This is a genomic window from Enterococcus infantis (assembly GCF_049166715.1).
In the GTDB taxonomy this organism is placed as follows: domain Bacteria; phylum Bacillota; class Bacilli; order Lactobacillales; family Enterococcaceae; genus Enterococcus_C; species Enterococcus_C leclercqii.
Genome location: NZ_JBMHFB010000002.1, coordinates 83034 through 106000 on the forward strand (window position 1 = coordinate 83034; position 22967 = coordinate 106000).

The following is a 22967-nucleotide window of genomic DNA, read 5'->3' on the forward strand; positions in this document are numbered from 1 at the left end:
TGGGGAAGGTGTCTTTTTTATTGAAAGGAAGAGCTGAGAAGTACATAGACGGATACTGCTTTTGGAGCGTAATTTTTTGGCTGGTAAGGAAGTTGAGAGGGTTAATGATTTTGGAGAATCTATGCCTTTACACGAAAAGAAAGCTGCCCAATTTTCTTGTACGGAAAAAATCGCTGCAATGAAAAATGACAATCGAGTTCAGAAATTGCTGGTTTGCACTTTACTTTTGGAAAAAAGCGGTGTAGTATTGCACCATAAATAATTCGAAAAAGAAGCTTAACACCAAAAAGAGAAGCGAGGAAGTAAAATGAACGTATTGGATCAAATCTATGGTGGAGTCATTGTTTCTTGTCAGGCACTAGAAGACGAACCGCTCCACAGCTCTTTTATCATGGGACGTATGGCATTGGCTGCTAAAGAAGGCGGTGCAGTGGGGATACGGGGAAATTCCGTCGTGGATATTGATGAAATCAAAAAGCAGGTGTCCTTACCAGTGATTGGTATTATCAAACGCGATTATTCAGACTCAGATGTTTACATTACCGCGACTGCTAAAGAAGTTGCAGAATTATTGACCACGAAGGCAGAAATCATTGCTTTGGATGGTACCAAACAAAAACGGCCTCATGACGAACAGACTGCTAATTTAGTGGCCCAGATCCATGCTGCTGGTAGATTAGCGATGGCGGATTGTTCGACATTGGCAGAAGCGATTGCCTGCGAAAAGATCGGTTTTGATATCGTTTCAACGACATTGGCTGGCTACACCCCTTATTCTAAAAAAACGGACACGCCAGATTTTGAATTATTGGCAGCTATGATTGAAGCTGTCTCCGTACCTGTCATCATGGAAGGTCATACGGATGCTCCTGTACAGGTCACGAAAGCCTTGGAACTTGGTGCCCATGCGGTTGTCGTCGGCTCCATCATTACCCGACCACAGCTGATTACCAGAAGATACACCGCCGCTGCTGGTGAGGCAAAGATAAAAAAAGAGAAATGAGAGACATAGATGAAAGATAAATTACTGGTTTGCGATTTAGATGGTACCTTGTTGGATGAAAAAGGTCAGATTGACCAAGAAAGCTTGCGATGGATTAAGCAGTTTTGCCAAGATGGCGGTCACTTTGTAATCTGTACCGGACGCATGGACACGGATATTAAGTATGTAGAAAAACAGCTGGGCTTTGAAAGTGATTACCGTATTAGTCAAAATGGCGCGGTAGTTTATGATCGAAAGAATCAGCTCGTTGCATGTGAAACAATTCCTTCAAGTTATATTCCTAAGCTGAACGAGGCAATCTTTGGAATGGGGTTGCGTACAGAAGTGTCCAACGCTAAAAACCGCCTGTTTCCTAGCCCAAGAGACCCAGAGAATGTGGCGGAGTTCGTGGATTCCTCTATTATTATTGAGGATTTGCCAACCTTTGTGGGAGAAACAGAAAAAAATCCCACCATCTACCTGACTTTCGGAGATAAAGAAACCTTTGACGTAATCCGTCAACAGATTGAGGCGCGGCTAGGAATTGGCAAAGTCAATATCGTTATGACCAGTCCCTCGTCATTGGAAGTCTTCTCAAACAAAGTGTCTAAAGGGGCCGCATTGAAAGATGTGATGGTCAGATTGGCAGTAGCTCCCGAAAATACTTACGTTGCCGGTGATGCAGAGAGCGACGTCACGATGTTTACCGTAGCAGACCACTCTTATGCAGTTCAAAAAGCACCGGCGGAAATCCGAGCACAAGCTAAAGATTATGCCAAGAATGTCGGTGAAATCGTCGAAAAGCTGTATCACGAATCAAGCGGCCAACCAGCATAATGATGACTGACGTGAGCAACAAATACCCAGTCCCTTTGAAACTTATAAACAGGAGGTTCCTATGAAAATCGTATATATCCCCTTGGACGAACGCCCCTGCAATACCGATTACCCAATCCGCACAATCACGGCTAAAGGTGATGTTGATTGTATGTCGCTACCAAAATCTTTGATGGGGTACAAAAAAATAGCTGGTAACCGAGAGGAAATTTGGCAGTTTTTAGAGCAGGCTGTAGCAGATGCTGATTATGCGGTTATATCAGCAGAAATGCTGTTATACGGTGGTTTACTGGCATCGCGACTGCATCATTTACCGATGTCTGAGCTACATTCTTATGAAGAAAAAATTCGGCAGTTAAAGATGGAAAATCCTAAGCTCAAGCTGTATTTTTCCAATTTGATTATGCGCACGCCAAAATATGATAGCGCTGACGAAGAGCCGGACTACTACGAAGCATACGGTGCCAAAATTTTTCGCCATGGCTGGCTGCAGGACAAACAACAACGAGAAGGCTTATCAGAAAAAGAAGCTGCTGAGTTAGTACAGTTGCAAAATACGATTCCGACTAGCTTCATCGAAGACTACGAAGGGCGGCGAGAGTTCAATGTGGCAGCTGATTTATTACATGTTCGTCTAGTTGAAGCAGGAATAATTGATTTTCTTGCCATTCCACAAGATGATTCTGCGCCTTATGGATATACGGCTATCGATCAGAAAAAAGTTTATGGTGCGATTAGCGAAAAAAATCTCAAGGATCAAATTATGGTCTACCCAGGGGCGGATGAAGTGGGCTTTACCTTGCTAGCCCGAGGATACAATGATTATCAACAAAAAGCACCTAAGCTCTTTGTTCACTTTTCGTCAACATTGGGGCCAACGTTAGTTCCGTTATACGAAGATCGCATCATTAATGAAAGCCTCAAAGCGCACGTGATGGCTGCGGGGATGAGACTGACTACCAACCGAGAAGAAGCCGATGTAATCTTGGCCTACAACACACCGGGAAAAGTGATGCAAGAGTCTTGGGATCAAGTAACCCAAAAGGATGTGACCTATGACTCTTATCGTCATCTGCTAACCTTCTTGCAAGAAATCAAAGATGATCTGTCTTTGAAAAAGCCAGTGGGTATTTGCGACAGTGCCTATGCCAATGGCGGGGATTTAGAATTGGTGAGACTGTTAGATAAGTGGGGACTGCTGGAGCACTTGGCTTGTTATAAAGCCTGGAATACCAATTGCAATTCACTGGGTAGCGCTTTGTGTGGACTGACTTTTGCTACAAATCAGGAGTCTTTGAATCGTCATCAGTTGGATAATTTAGTGAGCAGCTTATACGAAGATGTGTTTTACCAGGCATTGGTGCGGCGACAGACGACTGAGAAGCTGCTGCCTGGTCTTGGAAAAAATTATTTCGATATTGCCGGTAACGAGGAGCAAGTGACAGCATACGTCAAAGCCGAATTGCTGAAATGCGGGGAGCGTTGGCTGAAAAACAGCTTCAAGGACAAAGCGCTGGTATTCAAAGAATTGTCGTTTCCTTGGAAGCGAATGTTTGAGTGCAACTGTCAGCTGACACTAGCAGAGAAATAAGTATTTACAGAATCCTTTCCCACCTGAAGGTTAGGGTGGGAAAGGGGGGCAATGGGTTTTACGAAGCGGTTGCTATTGTCAGCTGCTTTGGCAATTAGATAGTTTCTAAAACAGGCAACGATGGAGGAAAGAAAATGGAAAACAACAGTATCGTGAACAAAATGTTGGTTTTTGCCAACAAGTTTTCAAGTCAGCGGCATATTGCTGCCATTCGTGATGGCTTTGTGGCTTTGATTCCACTGACAATCATCGCATCTTTTTGGGTGTTGGTGAACAATTTACTTTTGAGCCCTACAAATGGTCTTTTGAAGAATGTGACTGCAGCGGCAAAATGGATGGATTTGGGCAATCAAGTTTACAATGCTTCATTGGGAATTTTGGCTATCTTAATCGCAGCTACGATTGGCTATAAGCTCGCAGCGAGCTACAATCATGATGGATTGTTCGGAGCTGTCATGGGGATTGTATCATTTGTGCTCGTATTGCCGGCGCAAGTTGCGCTGACGGATGTAAATGGGGAAAGTTTCACTGCCGGGTCCGTCTTAACCCAGGCCCAGACAAGCGCTACAGGGATGTTTTTGGCGATTATTGCTACTTTGCTTTCAGTGACATTACTCGTGAAATTTTCTAATATGGACAAGTTGAAGATTCGGATGCATGAAAGTGTGCCACCTTCAATTGCAAAATCTTTCAATGTTTTAATTCCGGCATTTCTCGTGACCACGATCATCGGATTGTTAGAAGTAGTGATTGTGTGGACTGTGAAATCGGATATTCCAACACTGATTGCGAAGTTTTTCCAAGCCCCACTGATGGCTTCATTTCAATCGTTGGGAGGCATCCTAGTATATGTTTTTTTGTGTAACCTGTTGTGGGCATTCGGACTGCACGGTACATTCATTCTGGGTTCAATCGGTGAACCTGTTATGCTGACAGCCATTCAAGAAAATATGGATGCACTGAAAAATAATGCTGAGCTACCAAATATCGTAACCAAACCTTTCTTAGATTCATTTGCCTGGATGGGGGGCGGCGGGATGCTCTTCTGCTTAGTCATCGCTATCTTCATCGGTTCTAAACGAGAAGACTACCGCTCCATCACCAAAGTCGGCTTGATTCCTTCGTTGTTTAATGTTAGTGAACCATTGATGTTTGGGTTGCCAGTAGTATTCAATCCACTGTTGGGAATCCCGCTGATCTTAGTTCCAACGGTGACCACAACAATTGCTTACTTTGCCACCAGCATGGGAATTATTGCTAAAACCTCAGCGCTGATTCCTTGGACCACACCACCTGTGATCTCTGGCTATCTGGCAACAAACGGAGATTGGAAAGCGGCGCTGCTGCAAGTGATCTTACTAGCAATCGGCGTAGTGATTTACTTGCCCTTTGTCCGGATGACAAATAAAGAAAAATTCTAGTAAAAGTGAAAAATCCTCCCTTGTACCAAGTGTGCGATGGAGGTTTTTTTGTTAGTAAATTATATATCGCCTTATTAAGCATAGAGCAAAGGGTTAAAGTCGGGTTGCGGGATTTTTTACGCAAGTTTTCTTTGCGGAAAAAGCTTTTTTAAGGGGAAAATTTTAGGTGGGAAATGACAGAAGCTGATGGTGTTCTGAAATCATTTATGGGGAGATGGTGGTGTCATCTTTCTTTTTATGGTCGAAAAATCTATAATATAAGCAGCAGTTGATGTTTGAGTCAGCTAAGACAGGAGGAGTGACATGGAACTGTTGCCGATGATTAGCAGCTACTTTCCGTCTTTGAGCAAGTCGGAAAAAAAGGTTGCACAAAGTATTTTAGCCAACCCCGATGAGGTGCAGAAGATGTCTCTCAATGAGTTTTCCATGATGGCTGGTGTTGGGGAGAGCACAATCGTTCGTTTTGCCCGCAAAGTCGGCTTTGGTGGCTATCAGGATTTGAAATTCGAGTTGGCTAAAAGTCTGGCCACTGCCGAAAAAGATCAGAATTTGGTGGAAGACAACGATTTTGACAAAGTCTTCAATCAATACCAGCAGTCTTTACTGGATACTAGAAATCTGATAGAAGCTGAGAGTGTGGGCAAGGCGGCAGAGCTGATCCATGGTGCCAGCCGTGTGGTACTATTTGCGGTGGGAAATTCAGGTATTATTGCTGAACAGTTGGCTAATCGCCTGAAGCGGTTGGGAAAATTTGTGGAATTTGTACAAGACGGTCACTTACAAAGTATCAATTCTGCGTTTATGACAGCTGCAGATGTCGCTTTGGCTGTCAGTACCTCTGGCAATACAACAGAGGTCATCACCAATATAGAACTAGCCCAAAAACACGGCAGCAAAGTGGTCGCTATCACCAACTTTCTGGGCTCCAAGGTGGCAACCCTCAGCGATGTTGCCTTGATTGCTTCTTCTAAAGAATACCAGTCGGATGCGGGTTCCTTTGCTGCAGCTGTCAATCAGCTGTACCTCATTGATATTTTGATGCGTGCCGTCGTTGAGCTGGATCCAGAATACTACCATCAGTATCGGCTGATGACTAACGAAGTATTGATGAAACGTATCCAAGAAATGTAAACAGATGCCTAAGTGAACAAGCTAAGAGAAAAACGGACCTGTTGCATTGCTCATAAGGGCGGCTGAGGGGATTTTTATTGAAAAGAGGGCAAATTGTTATGACCAAAGTGTATCTTGTGGGAGCCGGTAGCGGTGATCCAGCATTGTTAACCATTAAAGGACGACGGGCATTGGAAAAGGCCGATATCGTCTTTTATGACCGATTGATGAACCCTTTGCTGCTTTATTTGGCACCAAAAAGCGCAGAACTGGTATTTGTCGGCAAAGAACCGGCGCATCATGCCATGAAACAAGAGGAAATCGAAGCGGCAATGATTAAAGCAGCACAGGCCGGCAAAGAGGTGGTGCGTTTAAAAGGCGGCGATCCCGGCTTTTTTGGCCGAGTAGGAGAAGAAATGGCGGCACTGACCCAAGCTGGTGTATCCTATGAGGTTTATCCAGGAGTCACCAGTGCCAGCGGGGCCTCTTTGTATGCCGGCTTTGCAGTGACCCATCGCCATTTGGCAGAAAAGTGTTTAATCGCCACACCGACTGCACAGTTGCAGGAGTTTGCAGCAGAACCATTGGCGCAGATTGCCGCCGGCGGAACGGTGGTTGTCTATATGGGAATGGAACAATTGGCAGAGCTGATTGCAATTTTATTGCAACAAGAAGTGGCTCCCAGTATACCAGTGGCTGTTCTTCAGTGGGGAACGTGGGGTCGTCAAAAAAAAGCAGTGGGAACGTTGGCGGATATTGTCGAAAAAGTGGCTGATGCACATTTAAGCAACCCAGCATTGATTATTGTCGGTCCTACTGCAGCACAGGCGGCAGAACCTTCCTGGTTTGAAGAGCTGCCTCGCTTTGGGCAGCGCCTGGTCTTAGTGACAGATACGCCCCTGAGTTTCGATCAGCTGTTGGATTTCACAGATGCCGGTGCAGACCTTTACCCAGTGATGGTGGGAGCGGCAGCAGATTCGCGGTTTGACACACTTCATCGGCGGCTTTTGCCGGAGTATCTGGCAGATTCACAAGTCCAGATGGAATATGCCAGCCAAACTGCGGCAGCGGCTTATCAGGCGTTTTTGACAGAAGTATTGGAGGACAAGCATGAAAACTGATTACCGGATTGGCACCCGAAAAAGTAAGTTGGCACAAATTCAAGCAGATTATGTCATTGCTCGACTGCAAGAGGCATACCCTGACAAGCATTTTGAAAAAGTGCTGCTGGAAACCCGAGGAGATCTGGACCGTAAGACGGATTTGGTGAAAATGGGTGGTCAGGGAGTCTTTGTCAAAGCCATCCAAGAAGCACTGTTGACCGGAGAAATCGATATGGCTGTTCATAGCGCCAAAGACTTACCCTCGGTGGAACCGCTGGGGCTGACACTAGGTGCTTTTCCACAGCGAATGCCAGTAGGAGACAGCCTGATATTGCGGGGACCTTACGACAGCTTGGCAGACTTACCGACAGGTGCAGTAGTGGGGACGAGCAGTCGTCGCCGTCGATTCCAATTAGGAGCACAGCGACCGGATCTAAAGCTGGTCCCATTGCGGGGCAATATCGATACGCGACTTGATAAGCTGGCTTCTGGCGAGTACGACGGAATTATTATGGCCCAAGCTGGGCTTAGGCGGTATGGGCTGCCTGTAAAAGAACGGGGACTGACAGAATTTCCCTTGCCAAAGACTACATTTTTGCCGGCAGTGGGACAAGGTGCCATCGCAGTGGAATGCAGAGAAAACGCAGTGGAAGCGGAGCTGCTACAGAAGATTGATGATTTGCCAGTGCGACAAGCAGTAACCTGCGAACGCGCTTTTTTGGCGGTATTTGGTTTGGGGTGTAATGTCCCATTGGCCGGGTATGCCCGGTATGATAAGGCTGAAGCACGAGAAAAGCTGCTCTTCACCGGTCAGCTGGGAGATGAAGCAACCGGCAAAGTCATTGAAATTCAGTCAGAAGTTTACCGGCACGAAATTGATGAGCATCAGATAATACCAGAGATGCTTGGAAAAACAGTGGCCGAAAAAATCCGTAAGCAGGCTGATTTTTTGCCCAAATAAGCCTGACTAATCTATTTCTTCACTTGACAAGGTGCTTGAAACGGCGGGAGTTTCGGCTTTATTTATACGCATTACAGCTGGTGTATCTGCTTAAAAGGAACCGACAGGAGTGTGAGAGCATGCTGGATTATCATTATCTGACTTTTTTGGTAGTGTGCGAAACATTAAATTATACAGAGGCAGCCCGCCGCTTGAATTTGACGCAACCGGCTGTCTCCAAACACATCGCTCAGCTGCAAGATGGACTGGGTGTGACACTGTTTGAGTATAAGCAAAAGCACCTGTATTTGACAGAAGCCGGGCATTATTTGTATCAGTTGGTCGCTCATATGAAAAAGGAAGGGGAGCTGGGGCTACAGTCTCTTTTTGATGATGATCTGCCTTTGAATATTGATCTGGCTTGTACCTTTACCATTGGCAATTTTCTGATTGCCCAACCATTGATGAAGTTGTTGCAGCGTTTTCCTAAAACGCAGCTGAATCTGGTTGTGGAAAATACCCGAACATTACTGCGAGATCTCAATTTGGATCAAGTCGATTGTGCCTTTGTGGAAGGGCAATTTGATCACAAAGAATTTCAGCACCGCCTGTTTCGTTGTGAACCATTAGTAGCCGTTGCTGCACCGACTCATCCTTTGGCACAACAAACCATCGTCAGGTGGGAGGCGCTACGGGAGTATCCCTTGATTACTCGGGAAGTCGGTTCGGGCTTAGGTCGTCTAGTTGAAAAATTGCTATTGGCCCACGATTTGCCATTAACGGAGCTGACTTGTAGTCATCTGGGCAACTATCAGGTAATCAAAGACTTTGTTGCTAATGGATTGGGCATTAGTTTTTTGTATCGCTCCTCCGTAGAAAAGGAGCTGGTTACTGGGGGATTGACGGAGTTGACCTTTGAAACACCACTGCCGGCACCGGAGATGTATTTCATCTATAAGCGCTCCAATGCCGCAGTTGAACGGATTTTAGCCAACTATGACCTGTTTGCAACAGAATAATTCAGCACGTTTACTACGAAAACGGTGACTAATCAAAAGATATAGGAAAAGAGACAGTTTGGTAGGATTCAAGAAATCTCCGACAGTGGACGTTCCGTAGATTTTGGTGCAAACTGGATGTAAAGAAATTTTGTGGTAACTCATGGGTTTGCCGGAAATATTGGGGGAAAAAAGATGACAAAAATTGGATTTATTGGTATTGGCAATATGGGACGAGCTATGGTGCGGGGCTTAGCCGGCGCGGAGTTGTACGCTAAAAAAGACATTTTGATCTACAATCGTACGACCAAAGTGGCCACAGACTTAGCTGACGAGCTGGGAATTACTGCCGTCAAAAGTTTAGCAGAACTTGCCACATGCCAGCTGCTGGTTTTGGGTGTGAAGCCGCATATCCTACCCAAAGTAGCAGAAGAACTTTCGCCATTACTAAATCAAGAAACCGTAATCATCTCTGTAGCTGCAGGGGGTTCATTGGCTGATATCCAGAATTTTTTAGGTAACGTTCCTCGCAAAGTGGTACGAGTGATGCCGAATACGCCTGCCTTGGTGGGGGCTGGGATGTCGTCTGTTACACCAAATGACGCAGTCAATGAAATAGAGCTGACACAAGTTTTAGCTGTTTTTCGTAGCTTTGGCAAAGCTGAGGTGGTGCCAGAAGCGCAAATTGATGCTGTGGTGGGGGTTTCTGGTTCCGCACCGGCTTACGTGTATTTGTTCATTGAAGCTTTAGCCGATGGGGCGGTCTTAGAAGGCATGTCACGCCCGCAAGCCTATGAGTTTGCAGCCCAGACTGTTTTAGGCGCAGCCCAGATGGTATTGGAGACCAAACAGCACCCCGGAGCTTTAAAAGACATGGTCACTTCACCAGGTGGCACCACGATTGCTGCGGTCAAAGTGCTAGAAGATAACGGCTTTCGATCCGCTGTCATCAATGCGGTTGCTGCTGCCGCCAAAAAGAATCACGAGCTGGGTGAAAAATAATAAAAATATGACGAATCCGTCGCCTTACTTCACACGAGGCGACGGATTTTTTTGTGTTATCAAAAAAAGATTAAGCTTGCATTAATAATTTTCAGTGTGCTCGCAAAAAACTGAACAAGCTTTAGTAGCACCTCGCTATGAGTTGTCACAAGAAAACGGAGAATGATGACTGCTAGTGATCTAGTGAATCGCTTGCTACAGCGCCAATCAAGAAAGATTTTAATGAAAAGCGCTTACTCTTGCAAGTGTTAGGGAGTGTACCATTGTATTTAAGTAAGGTGGCTTTTATTCACAAGCAGAAAACTTCTCTCCTCAGCGGCATTAAAGGATAATAATAAAAATCACGACTCGTTGCTTATCATTCTCAATTAGCGTAAAATGAATGAGAATGAAAGAGTCATCCACCGCAACCAGACCATCAGTCTCAGCGGTAAGCTAGACTCATAATGGAGGGAAAATCATGTCAACGTTAGAAATCAAAAACCTGCACGTGTCCATCGAAGACAAAGAGATTTTAAAAGGAGTAGACTTGACTCTTAATACTGGCGAAATTCACGCTATCATGGGACCAAATGGCACCGGTAAATCCACTTTATCGGCAGCTATCATGGGCAATCCCAACTATGAAGTAACCGAGGGCGAAATTTTGCTGGATGGCGAAAATGTTTTGGAGATGGAAGTCGACGAACGGGCTCGCTTAGGTCTGTTTTTAGCGATGCAATACCCATCTGAAATCCCTGGCATCACCAACGCTGAATTCATGAGAGCAGCGATCAATGCCAAGCGAGAAGAAGATGACAAACTGAGTGTTATGCAATTTTTGAAGAAATTAGATAAAAAGATGGACCTGTTGAACATGCCTGAAGAAATGGCAGAACGTTATTTGAATGAAGGCTTTTCCGGTGGTGAAAAGAAGCGCAATGAAATCCTGCAACTGTTGATGCTGGAACCAAAATTCGCTATTTTGGACGAAATCGACTCCGGCTTGGACATTGATGCTTTGAAAGTTGTTGCTAAAGGGGTCAATGAAATGCGTGGTGCTGACTTTGGCGCCTTGATCATCACCCATTACCAACGATTGTTGAATTACATCACACCAGATGTGGTGCATATTATGATGGACGGCCGTGTCGTATTGACCGGTGATGCTGATTTAGCTCGGCGTCTAGAAGCTGAAGGCTATGCAGGCATCAGTGAAGAATTAGGTATCGAATACAAAGAAGAAGTGTAAGGGGGCATTTGACATGACACAATTGAAAGACCATCTTTCCGCCGTGAAAATGTTCTCTGCCACTCAGGAAGAACCAGCTTGGATGTTGGCGCTGCGAGAAGCGGCACTGGCACAAGTGGATGAACTGCGGTTGCCGCGGATTGATCAGGTGAAATACAACGATTGGCCGCTTTTGGCTATAGACGGCGACACCATGGAAAACGACAGCCTACCTGATACAGTAGGTGTCATCGGCTTTGACGAAATGCACGACCACCCGTTGCTGGTACAATACGGGAGTCTCACGGTAGCCCAACAATTGCCGCAAGAATTATTGGATCAAGGTGTAATCTTCACAGACCTGTTTTCAGCTATGAAAGAGCATAGCGAGTTGGTACAAGAATACTTCATGACCAAAGCAGTAAAACCTGATGAAGACAAGCTGACTGCCGCTCACTTGGCCTTTTTGAACAGCGGTGCTTTCTTATATGTGCCGAAAAATGTCGTAGTGGAACAGCCTATTGAAGCATTGTTTAACCAAAACGGCAACAGCCATTTCTTCCATCATGTCCTGATTGTGGCAGAAACCAACAGTCAGTTTACTTATTTAGAAAGATTCTCATCTGATCCAGGAAATAACCAACCGGTTGCTGCCAATATCGTAGTGGAAGTCATTGCCAAAAATGGCGCACAGGTGAAATATTCTGCGATTGATCGTTTAGGAAAAAATTTAACGACCTATTTGAACCGTCGTGGCCACATCATGCGAGATGCAATGGTGGATTGGGCCGTGGGAGTCATGAACGATGGCGATGTTATCGCTGACTTTGACACAGATTTGGTAGGAGACGGCGCGCATTCGGAAATCAAAGTAGTCGCAATTTCCGGTGGTGAACAACGACAAGCAATCGATACTCGAGTCACCAACTTCGGTAAGAACTCAATTGGCCACATCCTGCAGCACGGCGTTATTCGTGACCATGGAACGCTGGTTTTCAACGGCATCGGCCATATCATTAAGGGTGCCAAAGGAGCAGACGCTCAACAAGAAAGCCGGGTTTTGATGCTTTCTGATGGTGCCCGCGGTGATGCTAATCCAATCTTGTTGATCGACGAAAATGAGGTTACTGCCGGTCACGCTGCTTCTGTTGGTCGAGTAGACTCGGATGAAATGTATTACCTTATGAGCCGCGGTCTTCACAAAGAAGAAGCCGAACGTCTCGTAATTCGTGGCTTCTTGGGCTCGGTGATTACCGCAATTCCAATGAAAGAAGCGCAAAAGGAATTTATCGATGTGATTGAAGGGAAGTTGGAAGCATGACACTAGATGCTGCAAAACTGCGCCGGGAATTTCCCATCTTAGACCAATTGGTGAACGATGAACCACTGGTCTATCTGGATAATGCTGCTACAACCCAAAAACCGCAGGCCGTCCTCGATGCTCTGACGGCTTATTACCAACACGACAATGCCAACGTTCACCGTGGGGTGCATACGTTGGCCGAACGAGCAACCCACGCTTATGAAGGCGCGCGGGAAAAAGTTCGCCGTTTCATCAATGCCAAAGAAAGTGCCGAAGTGTTGTTCACTCGCGGCACTACCACTAGCCTAAACTGGATTGCCAAAAGCTTTGGGGATGCCTTTGTGGAAGCGGGAGACGAGATTGTTATTTCTTATATGGAGCATCACTCCAATATCATCCCCTGGCAACAGCTCGCAGCTAGAAAACAAGCCAAGCTGGTCTATATAGACGTGACGGCCGACGGGTTTTTAGATTTAGAAGATGCGCGCCGCAAGATTGGCCCTAAAACCAAAATTGTCGCCATTGCCCACGTTTCAAACGTATTAGGCGTAATCAATCCTGTCGCTGAGTTGACACAGTTGGCTCACGAAAATGGTGGGATTATGGTGATTGACGGGGCCCAATCCACGCCCCACATGCCAGTGGATGTCCAAGCATTAGACTGTGATTTTTATGCCTTTTCCGGTCATAAGATGTGCGGGCCTACCGGAATCGGCGTCCTTTATGGCAAACGGGCATGGTTGGACCGGATGGAGCCGGTGGAATTTGGCGGCGAAATGATTGATTTCGTCAATCTCTATGACAGCACTTGGAAAGAGCTGCCTTGGAAATTTGAAGCTGGAACGCCCAACATTGCCGGTGGCATCGTATTAGGTGCAGCCATTGACTACCTGACGGCTATCGGGATGCAAACTATTCATGAGTACGAACAAAGTCTGGTAGACTACGCATTGCCAAAACTGTTGGCTATTGACGGACTGACAGTTTACGGTCCCCAAGATCCGGCCCACCATACCGGCGTAATTGCCTTTAATCTGGAAGGTCTGCATCCCCATGATGTGGCCACTGCTCTGGATATGGAAGGCGTCGCTGTGCGGGCAGGTCACCATTGCGCGCAACCGCTGCTGAACTATCTGAAAGTACCGGCAACAGCCCGCGCCAGTTTTTATTTTTACAATACCAAAGAGGACGCCGACCGCTTAGTCGACGCCATCCTTGCGACAAAGGAGTTTTTCCAACATGGCCCTATCTAAACTCGACAATCTCTACCGCCAAGTGATTCTGGATCACTCCAGTCATCCTCATCATCACGGCAGTCTCGGCAAATCCACCTTGACTGTAGAAATGAACAATCCCACCTGTGGCGACGTGATCCATCTGGAAGTGGAAGTCAAAGATGGCGTTATCCAAGACATCGCCTTCGACGGCTCCGGCTGCTCTATCTCCACTGCCAGTGCCTCTATGATGACAGACGCGGTCATCGGCAAAAAAGTGGAGGAAATCAGCGACCTGACCCTATTGTTTTCTGACCTCGTCCAAGGCAAAGACGTTCCAGACGCTGAACGCCTTGGAGAAGCGGAAGTGTTAGCCGGAGTGGCCAAATTTCCCACCCGTATCAAATGTGCTACCTTGGCCTGGAAAGCCTTGAACAAAGCGGTCAATGAAACAGACGGTGTTGCCGACAGCGGCCATATCCACCGCCACGACGAAGAGTAAGGAGTGAAACAGCACAATGGCTGATATGATTTTACCTGATTCAGAAGAATACAAATACGGCTTTCATGATGACATCAAACCGGTTTTTACCACAGGTGACGGTCTCTCAGAAGAAGTTATCCGCCAGATTTCCGCTGCCAAAGATGAACCGGAATGGATGTTGGACTTCCGTCTGCAATCATTGAAAACCTTCAATGAGATGGAAATGCCCAAATACGGTCCTGACCTCAGCGAACTGGATTTTGACAAGATTAATTACTTTATCCGGTCTTCCGATCGCAAGGCCCGCAGCTGGGATGACGTACCAGAAGACATCAAAAACACCTTTGAACGTCTGGGAATTCCAGAAGCGGAACGTGCGTATCTGGCCGGCGCTTCTGCTCAATATGAATCAGAAGTGGTCTACCATAACATGAAAGAAGAATTTGAACAGTTGGGCATCATCTTCACCGATACAGATTCGGCGTTGAAGGAATACCCAGAACTATTCAAAGAATACTTTGGGACTCTTGTGCCACCAAAAGACAATAAACTAGCGGCCCTAAACTCGGCAGCTTGGTCTGGCGGTACCTTTATCTACGTACCAAAAGGTGTTCGCACCGATATTCCAATCCAGTCCTACTTCCGAATTAACGCCGAAAATACCGGCCAGTTTGAACGGACACTGATCATTGTAGACGAAGGCGCCAGCATCAATTACGTGGAAGGTTGTACCGCACCGACCTATTCTAGCGACTCACTACACGCAGCAGTGGTAGAAGTTTTTGTTAAAAAAGATGGCTACATGCGCTATACTACCATCCAAAACTGGTCCAATAACGTTTATTCCCTTGAAACCAAGCGCGGTGTTGCATACGAAAACGCCACGATGGAATGGGTGGACGGCAACCTGGGCTCCAAAGTTACAATGAAATACCCAAGTGTCTATATGAACGGTCGCGGTGCTCGTGGCACAATGCTGAGTATCGCAGTTGCCGGAAAAGGCATCGTCTTAGATAATGGTGCCCGCATGATTCACAATGCGGAAGACACCTCGTCAACAATCATCTCCAAATCAATTTCCAAAGATGGTGGGGAAGTCGATTATCGTGGGGAAGTCCGCTTCGGTGAAAACTCCGCTGGTTCCAAGTCCCACATCGAATGTGACACCATCATCATGGATGACCTGTCGAAATCTGACACGATTCCTTACAACAAAATCTTAAATCACGACGTCACTCTCGAACACGAAGCCAAGGTCTCCAAGATCTCCGAAGACCAACTCTTCTACCTAATGAGCCGTGGCCTCAGTGAACAAGAGGCTACAGAAATGATCGTCATGGGCTTTGTCGAACCATTCACCAAAGAACTTCCAATGGAATACGCAGTCGAAATGAACCGACTGATTAGTATGGAAATGGAAGGGTCTGTGGGTTAATCACAAAAAATTCCAACATTAAAGCTGCCATTCACTACTATTTTTTAAAATCAAGGAGTGCTGCCTTTTGGTAGTGCTCCTTTTTTTGGCGAATGATAAATCGTGGGGACACTCTAAACGTGGTTTGTCAGTTTCCCAAGATATGTTTGTCTTTCGTGGGTAGAATACTAAGCGGCGTCTCACTTCTTAAAAAAATTCTCGATTTTGTATATTCATACAGGAAAAATGAATGTATAATAACAAGGACAAACTTTTGGCCGTCTGCTAGGCGGTTGTCTAAAAATGGTCGGAAGGCTGCTAGGCACTGGATGACTGAAGATGAGAAAGGAAAAGAAGATGACGACAAAAAAACGCGACCTCACGAAAATGAAGACACCCCATACCTACGTAATCATTTTTGCGGTAGTGGTGCTGGCTTGGATACTGACTTTTTTGGTACCAGCAGGTAAGTTTTCCACAGAAGATGTGGAATATCAAGATGCCAATGGAGATACCAAGACGCGGACAGTATTGAAGCAGGAGACTTTCCGCTATGATTACAATCTGGACAAGGACTTCGTTTATCAGCAACTGGAAGAGCTGGCACAAGAGCCGGCAGAACTAGAAAAGCTGGATGTGGATCAAGAACAACTGGAAGCCGTTTTGGCAGAAGGGGAAGACAAGCTGGACCAGGGACAACTGGACGGCGTCAATCTGACCGATGATACCTTATACGAGTTGTATGGGGACAAAATTTACGACAAATCTGAGAAACTGCATAAGACTGCAAAAATCTGGGGAACCGATGATTTCGGTGGCTTCGGCTTTTTGAACTTCATCTTTGAAGGGCTGGTATCCGGTGATAAATATGGTTCGGCAGTCGGAATCGCAGCACTGATTTTGGTGGTCGGCGGGGCCTTTGGAATCATCATGCGCACTGGAGCCATTGATGCTGGGATTTACGCATTTATTTCTAAAACCAAGGGATTGGAACGCTTAGCAATCCCGTTATTGTTCTTCGCCTTTTCTTTTGGTGGGGCGACTTTTGGGATGGCCGAAGAAGTGATTCCCTTCTCGATGGTAATGGTACCTTTTGTGATTGCGCTGGGGTATGACTCCATCGTGGCGGTGACAGTGACCTACGTGGCTTCGCAGGTGGGGAATGCCGCCAGTTGGATGAGCCCGTTCTCCGTAGCGGTAGCCCAAGGGATTGCCGGCGTACCGGTACTTTCAGGTGCTAGCTTCCGTTTAGTTATGTGGTTTGTAATCACGGCACTGTCCGCGACTTATCTGAGTATTTATGCGGAGCGGATCCGGAAAAATCCGTTGCGATCAGAAGTGTATGAATCCGATGACTACTTCCGCAACCATATCCAAAAAACGGCAGAAGAAAATAAGCCATTTCTTTTAGGACACAAACTGATCTTGTTGGAAATGCTGGCGGTTTTGATTTGGATTGTCTGGGGTGTAACCCAAAAAGGTTATTACATTCCGGAAATTGCCTCTCAGTTTTTCGTGATGGGACTGGCAGCCGGTATTCTGGCAGTCATTTTCAAATTGGATGACATGGGTATTAACGATATTGCCAAAGCTTTCCAATCCGGTGCGGCAGATTTGGCCGGAACTGCTATCGTGGTAGGGATGGCTAAGGGGATTCTTCTGGTATTGGGCGGCTCTGAGCCAAATATGCCTTCTGCACTGAACACGATTCTCCACAGTATCGGCGGTCTATTGAATGGTGTACCAGCAATGATTGGTGCTTGGGTAATGTATATCTTCCAAAGCCTCTTCAATCTCGTAGTCACTTCAAACTCTGGTCAAGCGGCTTTGACGATGCCGATTATGGCACCTTTGGCAGATTTGGTGGGTGTTTCACGGCAGATCGCCGTCCTGGCTTATCAGCTGGGTGCCGGTTTCGTGGATGCCTTCACGCCAGTTTCCGCCAGCCTGATTGGTGTGCTGGGGGTTGCTCGAATCGAATGGGCAAAATGGGCAAAATTCCAGATTAAGATGCAAGGTTTCTTCTTTATTTTGGGCTCTATCTTTATCTTTATTGCCATTGCTATCGGCCTTCAATAACATAAATGAACTTGCTGCAGACAGCTCCTTTAGTTGTCTGCGGCTTTTTTGATTTGACAAAGATATTAGCAGATACTTTATACATATCTTCTGACAAGTAATCAAATGCTTGTTGTTGTTCTGAATTTTTTTACGATGAGGCGTCTTTCTCTCTGTGTTTGTATAATTAAAATTATGTTCTGGTATTTTTTCTTCATTCAAGTCGATAGTAGATGATTTTGGCAGACTTGTTGTCATATCTTTTTTCAAAACGGCACAATCAAGCTATACTCGAAGTACTAGCCCCTGGAAATGGCGGCAGATGCTAAAAGGAGGAGATAGGATGCAAGCAGAACAGGAATTTCGCGTAGACGGCAGCCAAAAGATCAAGCTCAAGGACTTGGCTACTGCTCCTGACAAAGAGGTGGATAAAGAAAAGGTTAAAGCCGAGATCCAAAAAGACATCAAAAAGCTAAAAGAAAATCAGGAAATGCTGTACGCTCAGGACCGTCGCGGAGTGTTGATTGTTTTTCAGGCAATGGATGCAGCAGGTAAAGATTCAATGATCGAGCATGTCATGAGTGGTGTCAATCCTCAGGGCACCAGTGTCACTAGTTTCAAGGCGCCTTCTACACTGGAGTTGGATCATGATTACCTGTGGCGAATTCACACGCAAATCCCCCAACGTGGTGATATCAAGATTTTCAACCGTTCGCATTATGAAGATGTCTTGATTGCCCGTGTCCATCCCGAGATTCTGGTAGGTAATCATCTACCAGGAATCAAAAGCGTCGAAGATATCAAAGAAAGTCTTTACGAAAAACGGTATCAGCATATCCGCCATTTCGAAGACTATCTAGCCGATGAGGGTTTTGTGATCTTGAAGTTTTTCCTCCACCTCTCTAAAAAAGAACAGAAGAACCGTTTTGTCCGTCGCATCGAGATTCCAGAAAAAAATTGGAAGTTTTCCGAAGCCGATGTTACAGAACGCCAATACTGGGACGACTATCAGAAAGCTTATGAAAAAGCGATCAATGCCACAGCAACGAAGGAAAATCCCTGGTATGTGATTCCCGCTGACGACAAGTGGTATTCCCGCTACCTAGTGTCGGAGATTTTGAATGAACGGATCAAAGAGATGAAACTGAGCTATCCCGAAGTCACTGATGCCAGAAGAGCTGAACTGCAGACAATCTTGGCAAAGCTGGAAGATGGTGAAGATTGAAAAAAGTTGGCGTTAATCAGTCAACAATAAAAATAGTCAAGATTTGAAGACCTGCCCTTGAAAACAGCCGTATCTCCGCCAATGTCGCGGAATGAGTTTTCTGGGTAGGCTTTTTGGTTTGGCTAATTGGTTAAAAAGGACCACAGAACAGTACAGCGAAACATAGAGCCAAGACAGTGCCACCGGAGCAAGTGGTTTAATTTCAATCTGACGGAGTTATCTTTTTTCTTTCAAAAATGGCTGGCGTATAATGAATGTAGTAAGTAAAGCGACCTGAGACAGTTTTTTAATCGCGGAGCTCCGTGCTTTCTAAAAACGTCTTTTGCAGATAGACGGGGAGGAAACCTTATGGCAACACTCAAACACGTAGCCGTGATCGACATCGGCTCCAATACTGTCCGGCTGGTAATCTATCAGCTAACCGAGCTTTATGATTTTCATGAGTTGCAAAACGTCAAGCTACCGGTGCGGTTGTATCAATATTTAGATCAGGATAAAAATCTGGCGAAAAAAGGGATTGATAAGCTAGTGGAGGTGATTCGACTCTTTCAAAAAGTCATGGGTCATTATCAACTAGATGATGTAATCGCTACTGCCACCGCGGTGATTCGTCAAGCTAATAATCAGGAAGAAGTGTTAGCGTCTGTCGCGCAGGAGACTGGGCTGAGCTTGCGCTTATTGTCCGATGAAGAAGAAGCCTCTTATGGGCAGTACGCTATCACACGTTCGACCCAATTCAATGAAGGTTACACGGTGGATATGGGTGGCGGCAGTACCGAGGTCACCTATTTCAAAAATGGTGTAATCAAACATTACCATAGCTTTCCTTTTGGGGTAGTGACTTTACAGGAACTTTTTTATGCCACTGCAGATAAGAAAGCTGACGAAAAGGCCGCAGCTTACATCAAGGAACAAATCAGTCAATTTAGCTGGATCAAACCCCGTAAATTACCAATCATCGCTATCGGAGGGAGTTCGCGAAACATAGCCAGCGTCCATCAGCGAATGATAGATTACCCAATGTCCGGAATTCATGAATACGAAATGTCTCGGGAGGACCTGCAACAAACTTATGAACTTTTTGACCAGCTGACGGTGGCACAAAAACAAAATCTGGATGGACTCAGCCGTGATCGGGCAGACATCATCACCCCCGCCAACCTGTTGTATCTGTGTCTGTTTGATGCTGTCGCTGCTGAAAAATTTGTTTTCTGCCATCGTGGACTGCGAGAAGGACTTTTGATGGAACGGATCAATCAGGAAGCCGCTTCGGCCTATACTCCCAACAATGTCCGTAAAATGACAGTGCGACGTTTAGCTGACTTATATCTGGCGGATGCTGTCGGGGCTTCGCAGCGACTGACTATTGCGAAGACGCTGTTGGCTGAGTTAGAAGCAGCCGGTCTATTGTATCCTACACAAAAGGTGATGGACTATTTGGAGGCGGGCACTTATCTCTATCATTTGGGAGCCTATGTAGAAGAAGACGATAGCTCCATGCATTCGTTTTATCTGTTGGCCAATTCAAATCTCAGCGGGTTTTCACACAAATCCCGACTATCGCTGGCACTGGTGGCTAGTTATAAGAACAAATCACTCTTTAATCAATTTTTGCGTCAGTACAAAAATTGGCTGGATCCGGAAGCGCTGCAAGTGATTCGAGAAGTTGGCAGTATCATCAAGTTTTGTGATGCGCTGGCTATCACGCGAGTCAATGAGATTCGCAAGCTAAAATTCCGCAAAAAAGATAAAGGCACATATACACTGAAAATTATCTGGAAATACGATCCTTTAGCAGAGTACTACCGGGCGACCCGTCAAAAGAAAAATTTAGAGTATGTCTTGGGTAAGACCATCGAATTGGACTTCCAAAAAGAGGAGGGATCGTGATGGGAGAACAAGAAGCAAGGCCGCTGTTTTTCCATCGTGACCTCAGTTGGATTCTCTTTAATCGGCGAGTGATCCTGGAGGCTGAAGATAAGCGCAATCCTTTGTTGGAACAGTTACGTTTTTTGGCAATTGCCGCAAATAACCTGGACGAGTTTTTCATGGTCCGGGTACCGCGTTTGCAGTCTTTGGCGCGTTTGCCAGAGCGGCAGGTGGATAAGTTGACGGGCAAGACACAAGAAGAGCTGTTGTATGAGCTCGCTCGATTAAACCGAGAAAATCTGCAGCTGCAATATGGTCGTTTGCAAGAGCTGGAAAAAGCATTGGCAAAAAAGCATTACTTCGTCAAACGCTATCAGCAATTGACAGTTCGAGAACTTAGTCAGGTAAAACGACTGTTTGAAGAAACGATCTTCCCTACTTTGGCCCCTGTCGGTGTGGATGTCTACCATGCATTTCCTCGCTTGCTGGAAAAAGCATTGCATCTTTGGGTAGAGCTGAAAGATCAAGTTACCGGTGAAAAACGGGAGGCAATCCTACCGATTTCTCCGCGGTTGCCACGGCTGTTCAAATTGTCGGCACGACGATTCATTCTGATTGAGGAGATTATTGCTCAGTTTTTGCCGACTGTTTTTGTGGGCAACGAGGTGGAAAGTGCCTATGTATTTCGGATTACCTATGACCACGACTTGACGTTTCAAGAAGATGCCGATGAGGATTTGTCCATGCAGATGTCAGAATACTTGGAAGAGCGCAAGAAGGGACTGCCTTCTCGCTTGGAAGTGGGTAGCTGTTGTCGTACTACAAGCTGGGATACCAGTCAGCTGTTGACCGAACTGGGGTTGTTAAAACGAGACCTGTACCGGATTGAGGCTCCACTGGATTTGACGTTTTTATTTCAAATAGTGGAAGAGTTGACTGACAAAAACAAGGAGCTGTTGTTTCCACCGTTGAAGCCGTTATTCGAGACCCGTTGGAATGCCGGACATCTGCTGAAAACACTGGATCACGAAGATCTGTTATTGCAACATCCTTATGATTCTTTCAAAGCGGTCTTGGCAATGCTGAAGGCTGCTATCGATGACCCGGATACGATTGCTATCAAGCAGACCTTGTACCGAATGGCCAGCCATTCAGAAGTCATCAAGCTGTTAAAAAAAGGCGCACAAAGAGGAATTCAAGTAACGGTTTTAGTGGAAATCAAAGCGCGATTCGATGAAGAAAATAATCTTCATTGGGTAGCTGAGTTGGAAGCTGCCGGTTGTTTTGTCAGTTATGGTTTTCCTAATATGAAAACCCACAGTAAAGCGCTGCTGGTCGTGCAAAACAAAGGTGGTGAAATCAAGCGCTACGGTCAATTTGGTACTGGTAATTATAATGAGAAAAACAGCCAGCTATATACAGATCTCAGCTTCTTTACTTCACGAGAAGAGTATGTCAGCGATCTGACGGATTTCTTCAATTATTTGACGGGTTACCGCAATCATCCTGATTATCAGAAAATCGTGACTTCACCGGATGATATCCGTGAACTGGTGATTGAAAAAATCAAACAGGTGATTGCTTATCACAAACAGTCGGGCAAGGGCGCTATTTTTGCCAAGATGAATGCACTGACAGATGAACCAATCATTCGACAGCTGTATCAAGCAAGCAATGCAGGAGTTAAGATTCATTTGCAGATTCGCGGAGCATGTTGTTTGGTAGCGGGCGTCAAAGATCAAAGTGAAAATATCCGCGTATCCAGCATCGTGGGGCGTTTTTTGGAACATGCTAGGATTTATGCCTTTACGACGGCAAAAGGACCGGAGTGGTGGCTATCTTCTGCTGACTGGATGACTCGTAATATGACAGGCCGGGTGGAAATCGCCACGCCGCTCCAAGGAACTGACTGTGAAAAAATGATTCAACATCTGGTGGATGTCTATGACTGCGACGAAGCAAAAGCGTATTTTATGGATGCTGAGGGAAACTACCGGCGATTGGTGGAAAATAACGGTTTGTCGGCACAGGAACTTTTTGTCAAAGAGACATTGCGAAAGACGACAAATCTGATGGCTCGTCAGCAATTGTTGATGGATCAGTTGCGAAGAATCCCTAAATGACTCTTGAAGCATGGGCAACCTTTTTGATCTCGACAAGTGTCAAAATTAGATGGAGAATGGGAAATTTGGTAAGAAGACAGGCC

Annotated in this window: 19 protein-coding genes; all 19 read left to right on the forward strand. The window is 45.8% G+C overall.

Features of this window, described 5'->3' with window-relative positions:
- The first annotated feature begins 76 nt into the window (after window positions 1–76).
- The 19 genes from ACOMA8_RS02985 (at window position 77) to ppk1 (ending at window position 22884) form a co-directional block, all read left to right on the forward strand.
- On the forward strand, window positions 77–262 hold the full coding sequence (locus ACOMA8_RS02985; protein WP_421368378.1) for a hypothetical protein: 186 nt from the start codon (window positions 77–79) through the stop codon (window positions 260–262).
- Window positions 263–307: 45 nt separating this feature from the next.
- Window positions 308–1003: an N-acetylmannosamine-6-phosphate 2-epimerase gene (locus ACOMA8_RS02990; protein ID WP_161898903.1), complete on the forward strand. Its 696-nt coding sequence runs from the start codon at window positions 308–310 to the stop codon at window positions 1001–1003.
- Between the two features lie 9 nt (window positions 1004–1012).
- Complete coding sequence (locus ACOMA8_RS02995) at window positions 1013–1819, forward strand: Cof-type HAD-IIB family hydrolase (protein ID WP_421368380.1); 807 nt, start codon at window positions 1013–1015, stop codon at window positions 1817–1819.
- A 61-nt stretch (window positions 1820–1880) separates the two neighbouring features.
- Window positions 1881–3410, forward strand: a complete 1530-nt coding sequence (locus ACOMA8_RS03000; protein WP_421368382.1) for a DUF4127 family protein — start codon at window positions 1881–1883, stop codon at window positions 3408–3410.
- 134 nt (window positions 3411–3544) lie between these two features.
- Window positions 3545–4831: a PTS sugar transporter subunit IIC gene (locus ACOMA8_RS03005; protein WP_421368385.1), complete on the forward strand. Its 1287-nt coding sequence runs from the start codon at window positions 3545–3547 to the stop codon at window positions 4829–4831.
- 303 nt (window positions 4832–5134) lie between these two features.
- A complete protein-coding gene (locus tag ACOMA8_RS03010) occupies window positions 5135–5962 on the forward strand; it encodes a MurR/RpiR family transcriptional regulator (protein ID WP_421368387.1) in 828 nt (275 codons plus the stop codon).
- Between the two features lie 98 nt (window positions 5963–6060).
- A complete protein-coding gene (gene cobA / locus ACOMA8_RS03015; RefSeq protein WP_421368390.1) occupies window positions 6061–7062 on the forward strand; it encodes a uroporphyrinogen-III C-methyltransferase in 1002 nt (333 codons plus the stop codon).
- Window positions 7052–8005, forward strand: a complete 954-nt coding sequence (gene hemC, locus ACOMA8_RS03020) for a hydroxymethylbilane synthase (protein ID WP_421368392.1) — start codon at window positions 7052–7054, stop codon at window positions 8003–8005. The genes cobA and hemC overlap by 11 nt, the downstream gene beginning before the upstream one ends.
- Window positions 8006–8124: 119 nt before the next feature.
- Entirely contained in the window at window positions 8125–9003 is an 879-nt protein-coding gene (locus ACOMA8_RS03025) for a LysR family transcriptional regulator (protein WP_421368394.1), read from the forward strand.
- Window positions 9004–9177: 174 nt separating this feature from the next.
- Window positions 9178–9984, forward strand: a complete 807-nt coding sequence (gene proC / locus ACOMA8_RS03030) for a pyrroline-5-carboxylate reductase (protein ID WP_421368396.1) — start codon at window positions 9178–9180, stop codon at window positions 9982–9984.
- 460 nt (window positions 9985–10444) lie between these two features.
- Window positions 10445–11215, forward strand: coding sequence for a Fe-S cluster assembly ATPase SufC (gene sufC, locus ACOMA8_RS03035; RefSeq protein WP_161898912.1), 771 nt, complete (start codon window positions 10445–10447; stop codon window positions 11213–11215).
- Between the two features lie 13 nt (window positions 11216–11228).
- Entirely contained in the window at window positions 11229–12515 is a 1287-nt protein-coding gene (gene sufD / locus ACOMA8_RS03040; protein WP_421368398.1) for a Fe-S cluster assembly protein SufD, read from the forward strand.
- A complete protein-coding gene (locus tag ACOMA8_RS03045; protein ID WP_421368401.1) occupies window positions 12512–13750 on the forward strand; it encodes a cysteine desulfurase in 1239 nt (412 codons plus the stop codon). The genes sufD and ACOMA8_RS03045 overlap by 4 nt, the downstream gene beginning before the upstream one ends.
- Window positions 13737–14213 (forward strand): Fe-S cluster assembly sulfur transfer protein SufU, encoded by a 477-nt coding sequence (sufU, locus tag ACOMA8_RS03050; RefSeq protein WP_421368403.1) that lies wholly within the window; start codon window positions 13737–13739, stop codon window positions 14211–14213. Before ACOMA8_RS03045 ends, sufU begins: the two co-directional genes overlap by 14 nt.
- A gap of 25 nt (window positions 14214–14238) precedes the next feature.
- The gene (gene sufB / locus ACOMA8_RS03055; RefSeq protein ID WP_161898961.1) at window positions 14239–15630 is read left to right on the forward strand and encodes a Fe-S cluster assembly protein SufB; all 1392 of its coding nucleotides are present in this window, start codon (window positions 14239–14241) and stop codon (window positions 15628–15630) included.
- Between the two features lie 336 nt (window positions 15631–15966).
- Window positions 15967–17688, forward strand: coding sequence for a putative basic amino acid antiporter YfcC (gene yfcC, locus ACOMA8_RS03060; RefSeq protein WP_421368405.1), 1722 nt, complete (start codon window positions 15967–15969; stop codon window positions 17686–17688).
- Window positions 17689–18010: 322 nt separating this feature from the next.
- Window positions 18011–18892 carry a polyphosphate kinase 2 family protein gene (locus ACOMA8_RS03065; RefSeq protein ID WP_421368408.1) on the forward strand — a complete coding sequence of 294 codons (882 nt, stop codon included), beginning with the start codon at window positions 18011–18013 and terminating at the stop codon, window positions 18890–18892.
- Window positions 18893–19240: 348 nt separating this feature from the next.
- Complete coding sequence (locus ACOMA8_RS03070; protein WP_421368410.1) at window positions 19241–20782, forward strand: Ppx/GppA phosphatase family protein; 1542 nt, start codon at window positions 19241–19243, stop codon at window positions 20780–20782.
- The gene (ppk1, locus tag ACOMA8_RS03075; RefSeq protein ID WP_421368412.1) at window positions 20782–22884 is read left to right on the forward strand and encodes a polyphosphate kinase 1; all 2103 of its coding nucleotides are present in this window, start codon (window positions 20782–20784) and stop codon (window positions 22882–22884) included. Before ACOMA8_RS03070 ends, ppk1 begins: the two co-directional genes overlap by 1 nt.
- Window positions 22885–22967: the final 83 nt, after the last annotated feature.

What these genes read in the sequence shown, in the direction of transcription:
- ACOMA8_RS02990 (WP_161898903.1), top strand. Translation starts at nt 308, where the DNA reads ATGAACGTATTGGATCAAATCTATGGTGGAGTCATTGTTTCTTGTCAG.
- ACOMA8_RS02995 (WP_421368380.1), top strand. Translation starts at nt 1,013, where the DNA reads ATGAAAGATAAATTACTGGTTTGCGATTTAGATGGTACCTTGTTGGAT.
- ACOMA8_RS03000 (WP_421368382.1), top strand. Translation starts at nt 1,881, where the DNA reads ATGAAAATCGTATATATCCCCTTGGACGAACGCCCCTGCAATACCGAT.
- ACOMA8_RS03005 (WP_421368385.1), top strand. Translation starts at nt 3,545, where the DNA reads ATGGAAAACAACAGTATCGTGAACAAAATGTTGGTTTTTGCCAACAAG.
- ACOMA8_RS03010 (WP_421368387.1), top strand. Translation starts at nt 5,135, where the DNA reads ATGGAACTGTTGCCGATGATTAGCAGCTACTTTCCGTCTTTGAGCAAG.
- cobA (WP_421368390.1), top strand. Translation starts at nt 6,061, where the DNA reads ATGACCAAAGTGTATCTTGTGGGAGCCGGTAGCGGTGATCCAGCATTG.
- hemC (WP_421368392.1), top strand. Translation starts at nt 7,052, where the DNA reads ATGAAAACTGATTACCGGATTGGCACCCGAAAAAGTAAGTTGGCACAA.
- ACOMA8_RS03025 (WP_421368394.1), top strand. Translation starts at nt 8,125, where the DNA reads ATGCTGGATTATCATTATCTGACTTTTTTGGTAGTGTGCGAAACATTA.
- proC (WP_421368396.1), top strand. Translation starts at nt 9,178, where the DNA reads ATGACAAAAATTGGATTTATTGGTATTGGCAATATGGGACGAGCTATG.
- sufC (WP_161898912.1), top strand. Translation starts at nt 10,445, where the DNA reads ATGTCAACGTTAGAAATCAAAAACCTGCACGTGTCCATCGAAGACAAA.
- sufD (WP_421368398.1), top strand. Translation starts at nt 11,229, where the DNA reads ATGACACAATTGAAAGACCATCTTTCCGCCGTGAAAATGTTCTCTGCC.
- ACOMA8_RS03045 (WP_421368401.1), top strand. Translation starts at nt 12,512, where the DNA reads ATGACACTAGATGCTGCAAAACTGCGCCGGGAATTTCCCATCTTAGAC.
- sufU (WP_421368403.1), top strand. Translation starts at nt 13,737, where the DNA reads ATGGCCCTATCTAAACTCGACAATCTCTACCGCCAAGTGATTCTGGAT.
- sufB (WP_161898961.1), top strand. Translation starts at nt 14,239, where the DNA reads ATGATTTTACCTGATTCAGAAGAATACAAATACGGCTTTCATGATGAC.
- yfcC (WP_421368405.1), top strand. Translation starts at nt 15,967, where the DNA reads ATGACGACAAAAAAACGCGACCTCACGAAAATGAAGACACCCCATACC.
- ACOMA8_RS03065 (WP_421368408.1), top strand. Translation starts at nt 18,011, where the DNA reads ATGCAAGCAGAACAGGAATTTCGCGTAGACGGCAGCCAAAAGATCAAG.
- ACOMA8_RS03070 (WP_421368410.1), top strand. Translation starts at nt 19,241, where the DNA reads ATGGCAACACTCAAACACGTAGCCGTGATCGACATCGGCTCCAATACT.
- ppk1 (WP_421368412.1), top strand. Translation starts at nt 20,782, where the DNA reads ATGGGAGAACAAGAAGCAAGGCCGCTGTTTTTCCATCGTGACCTCAGT.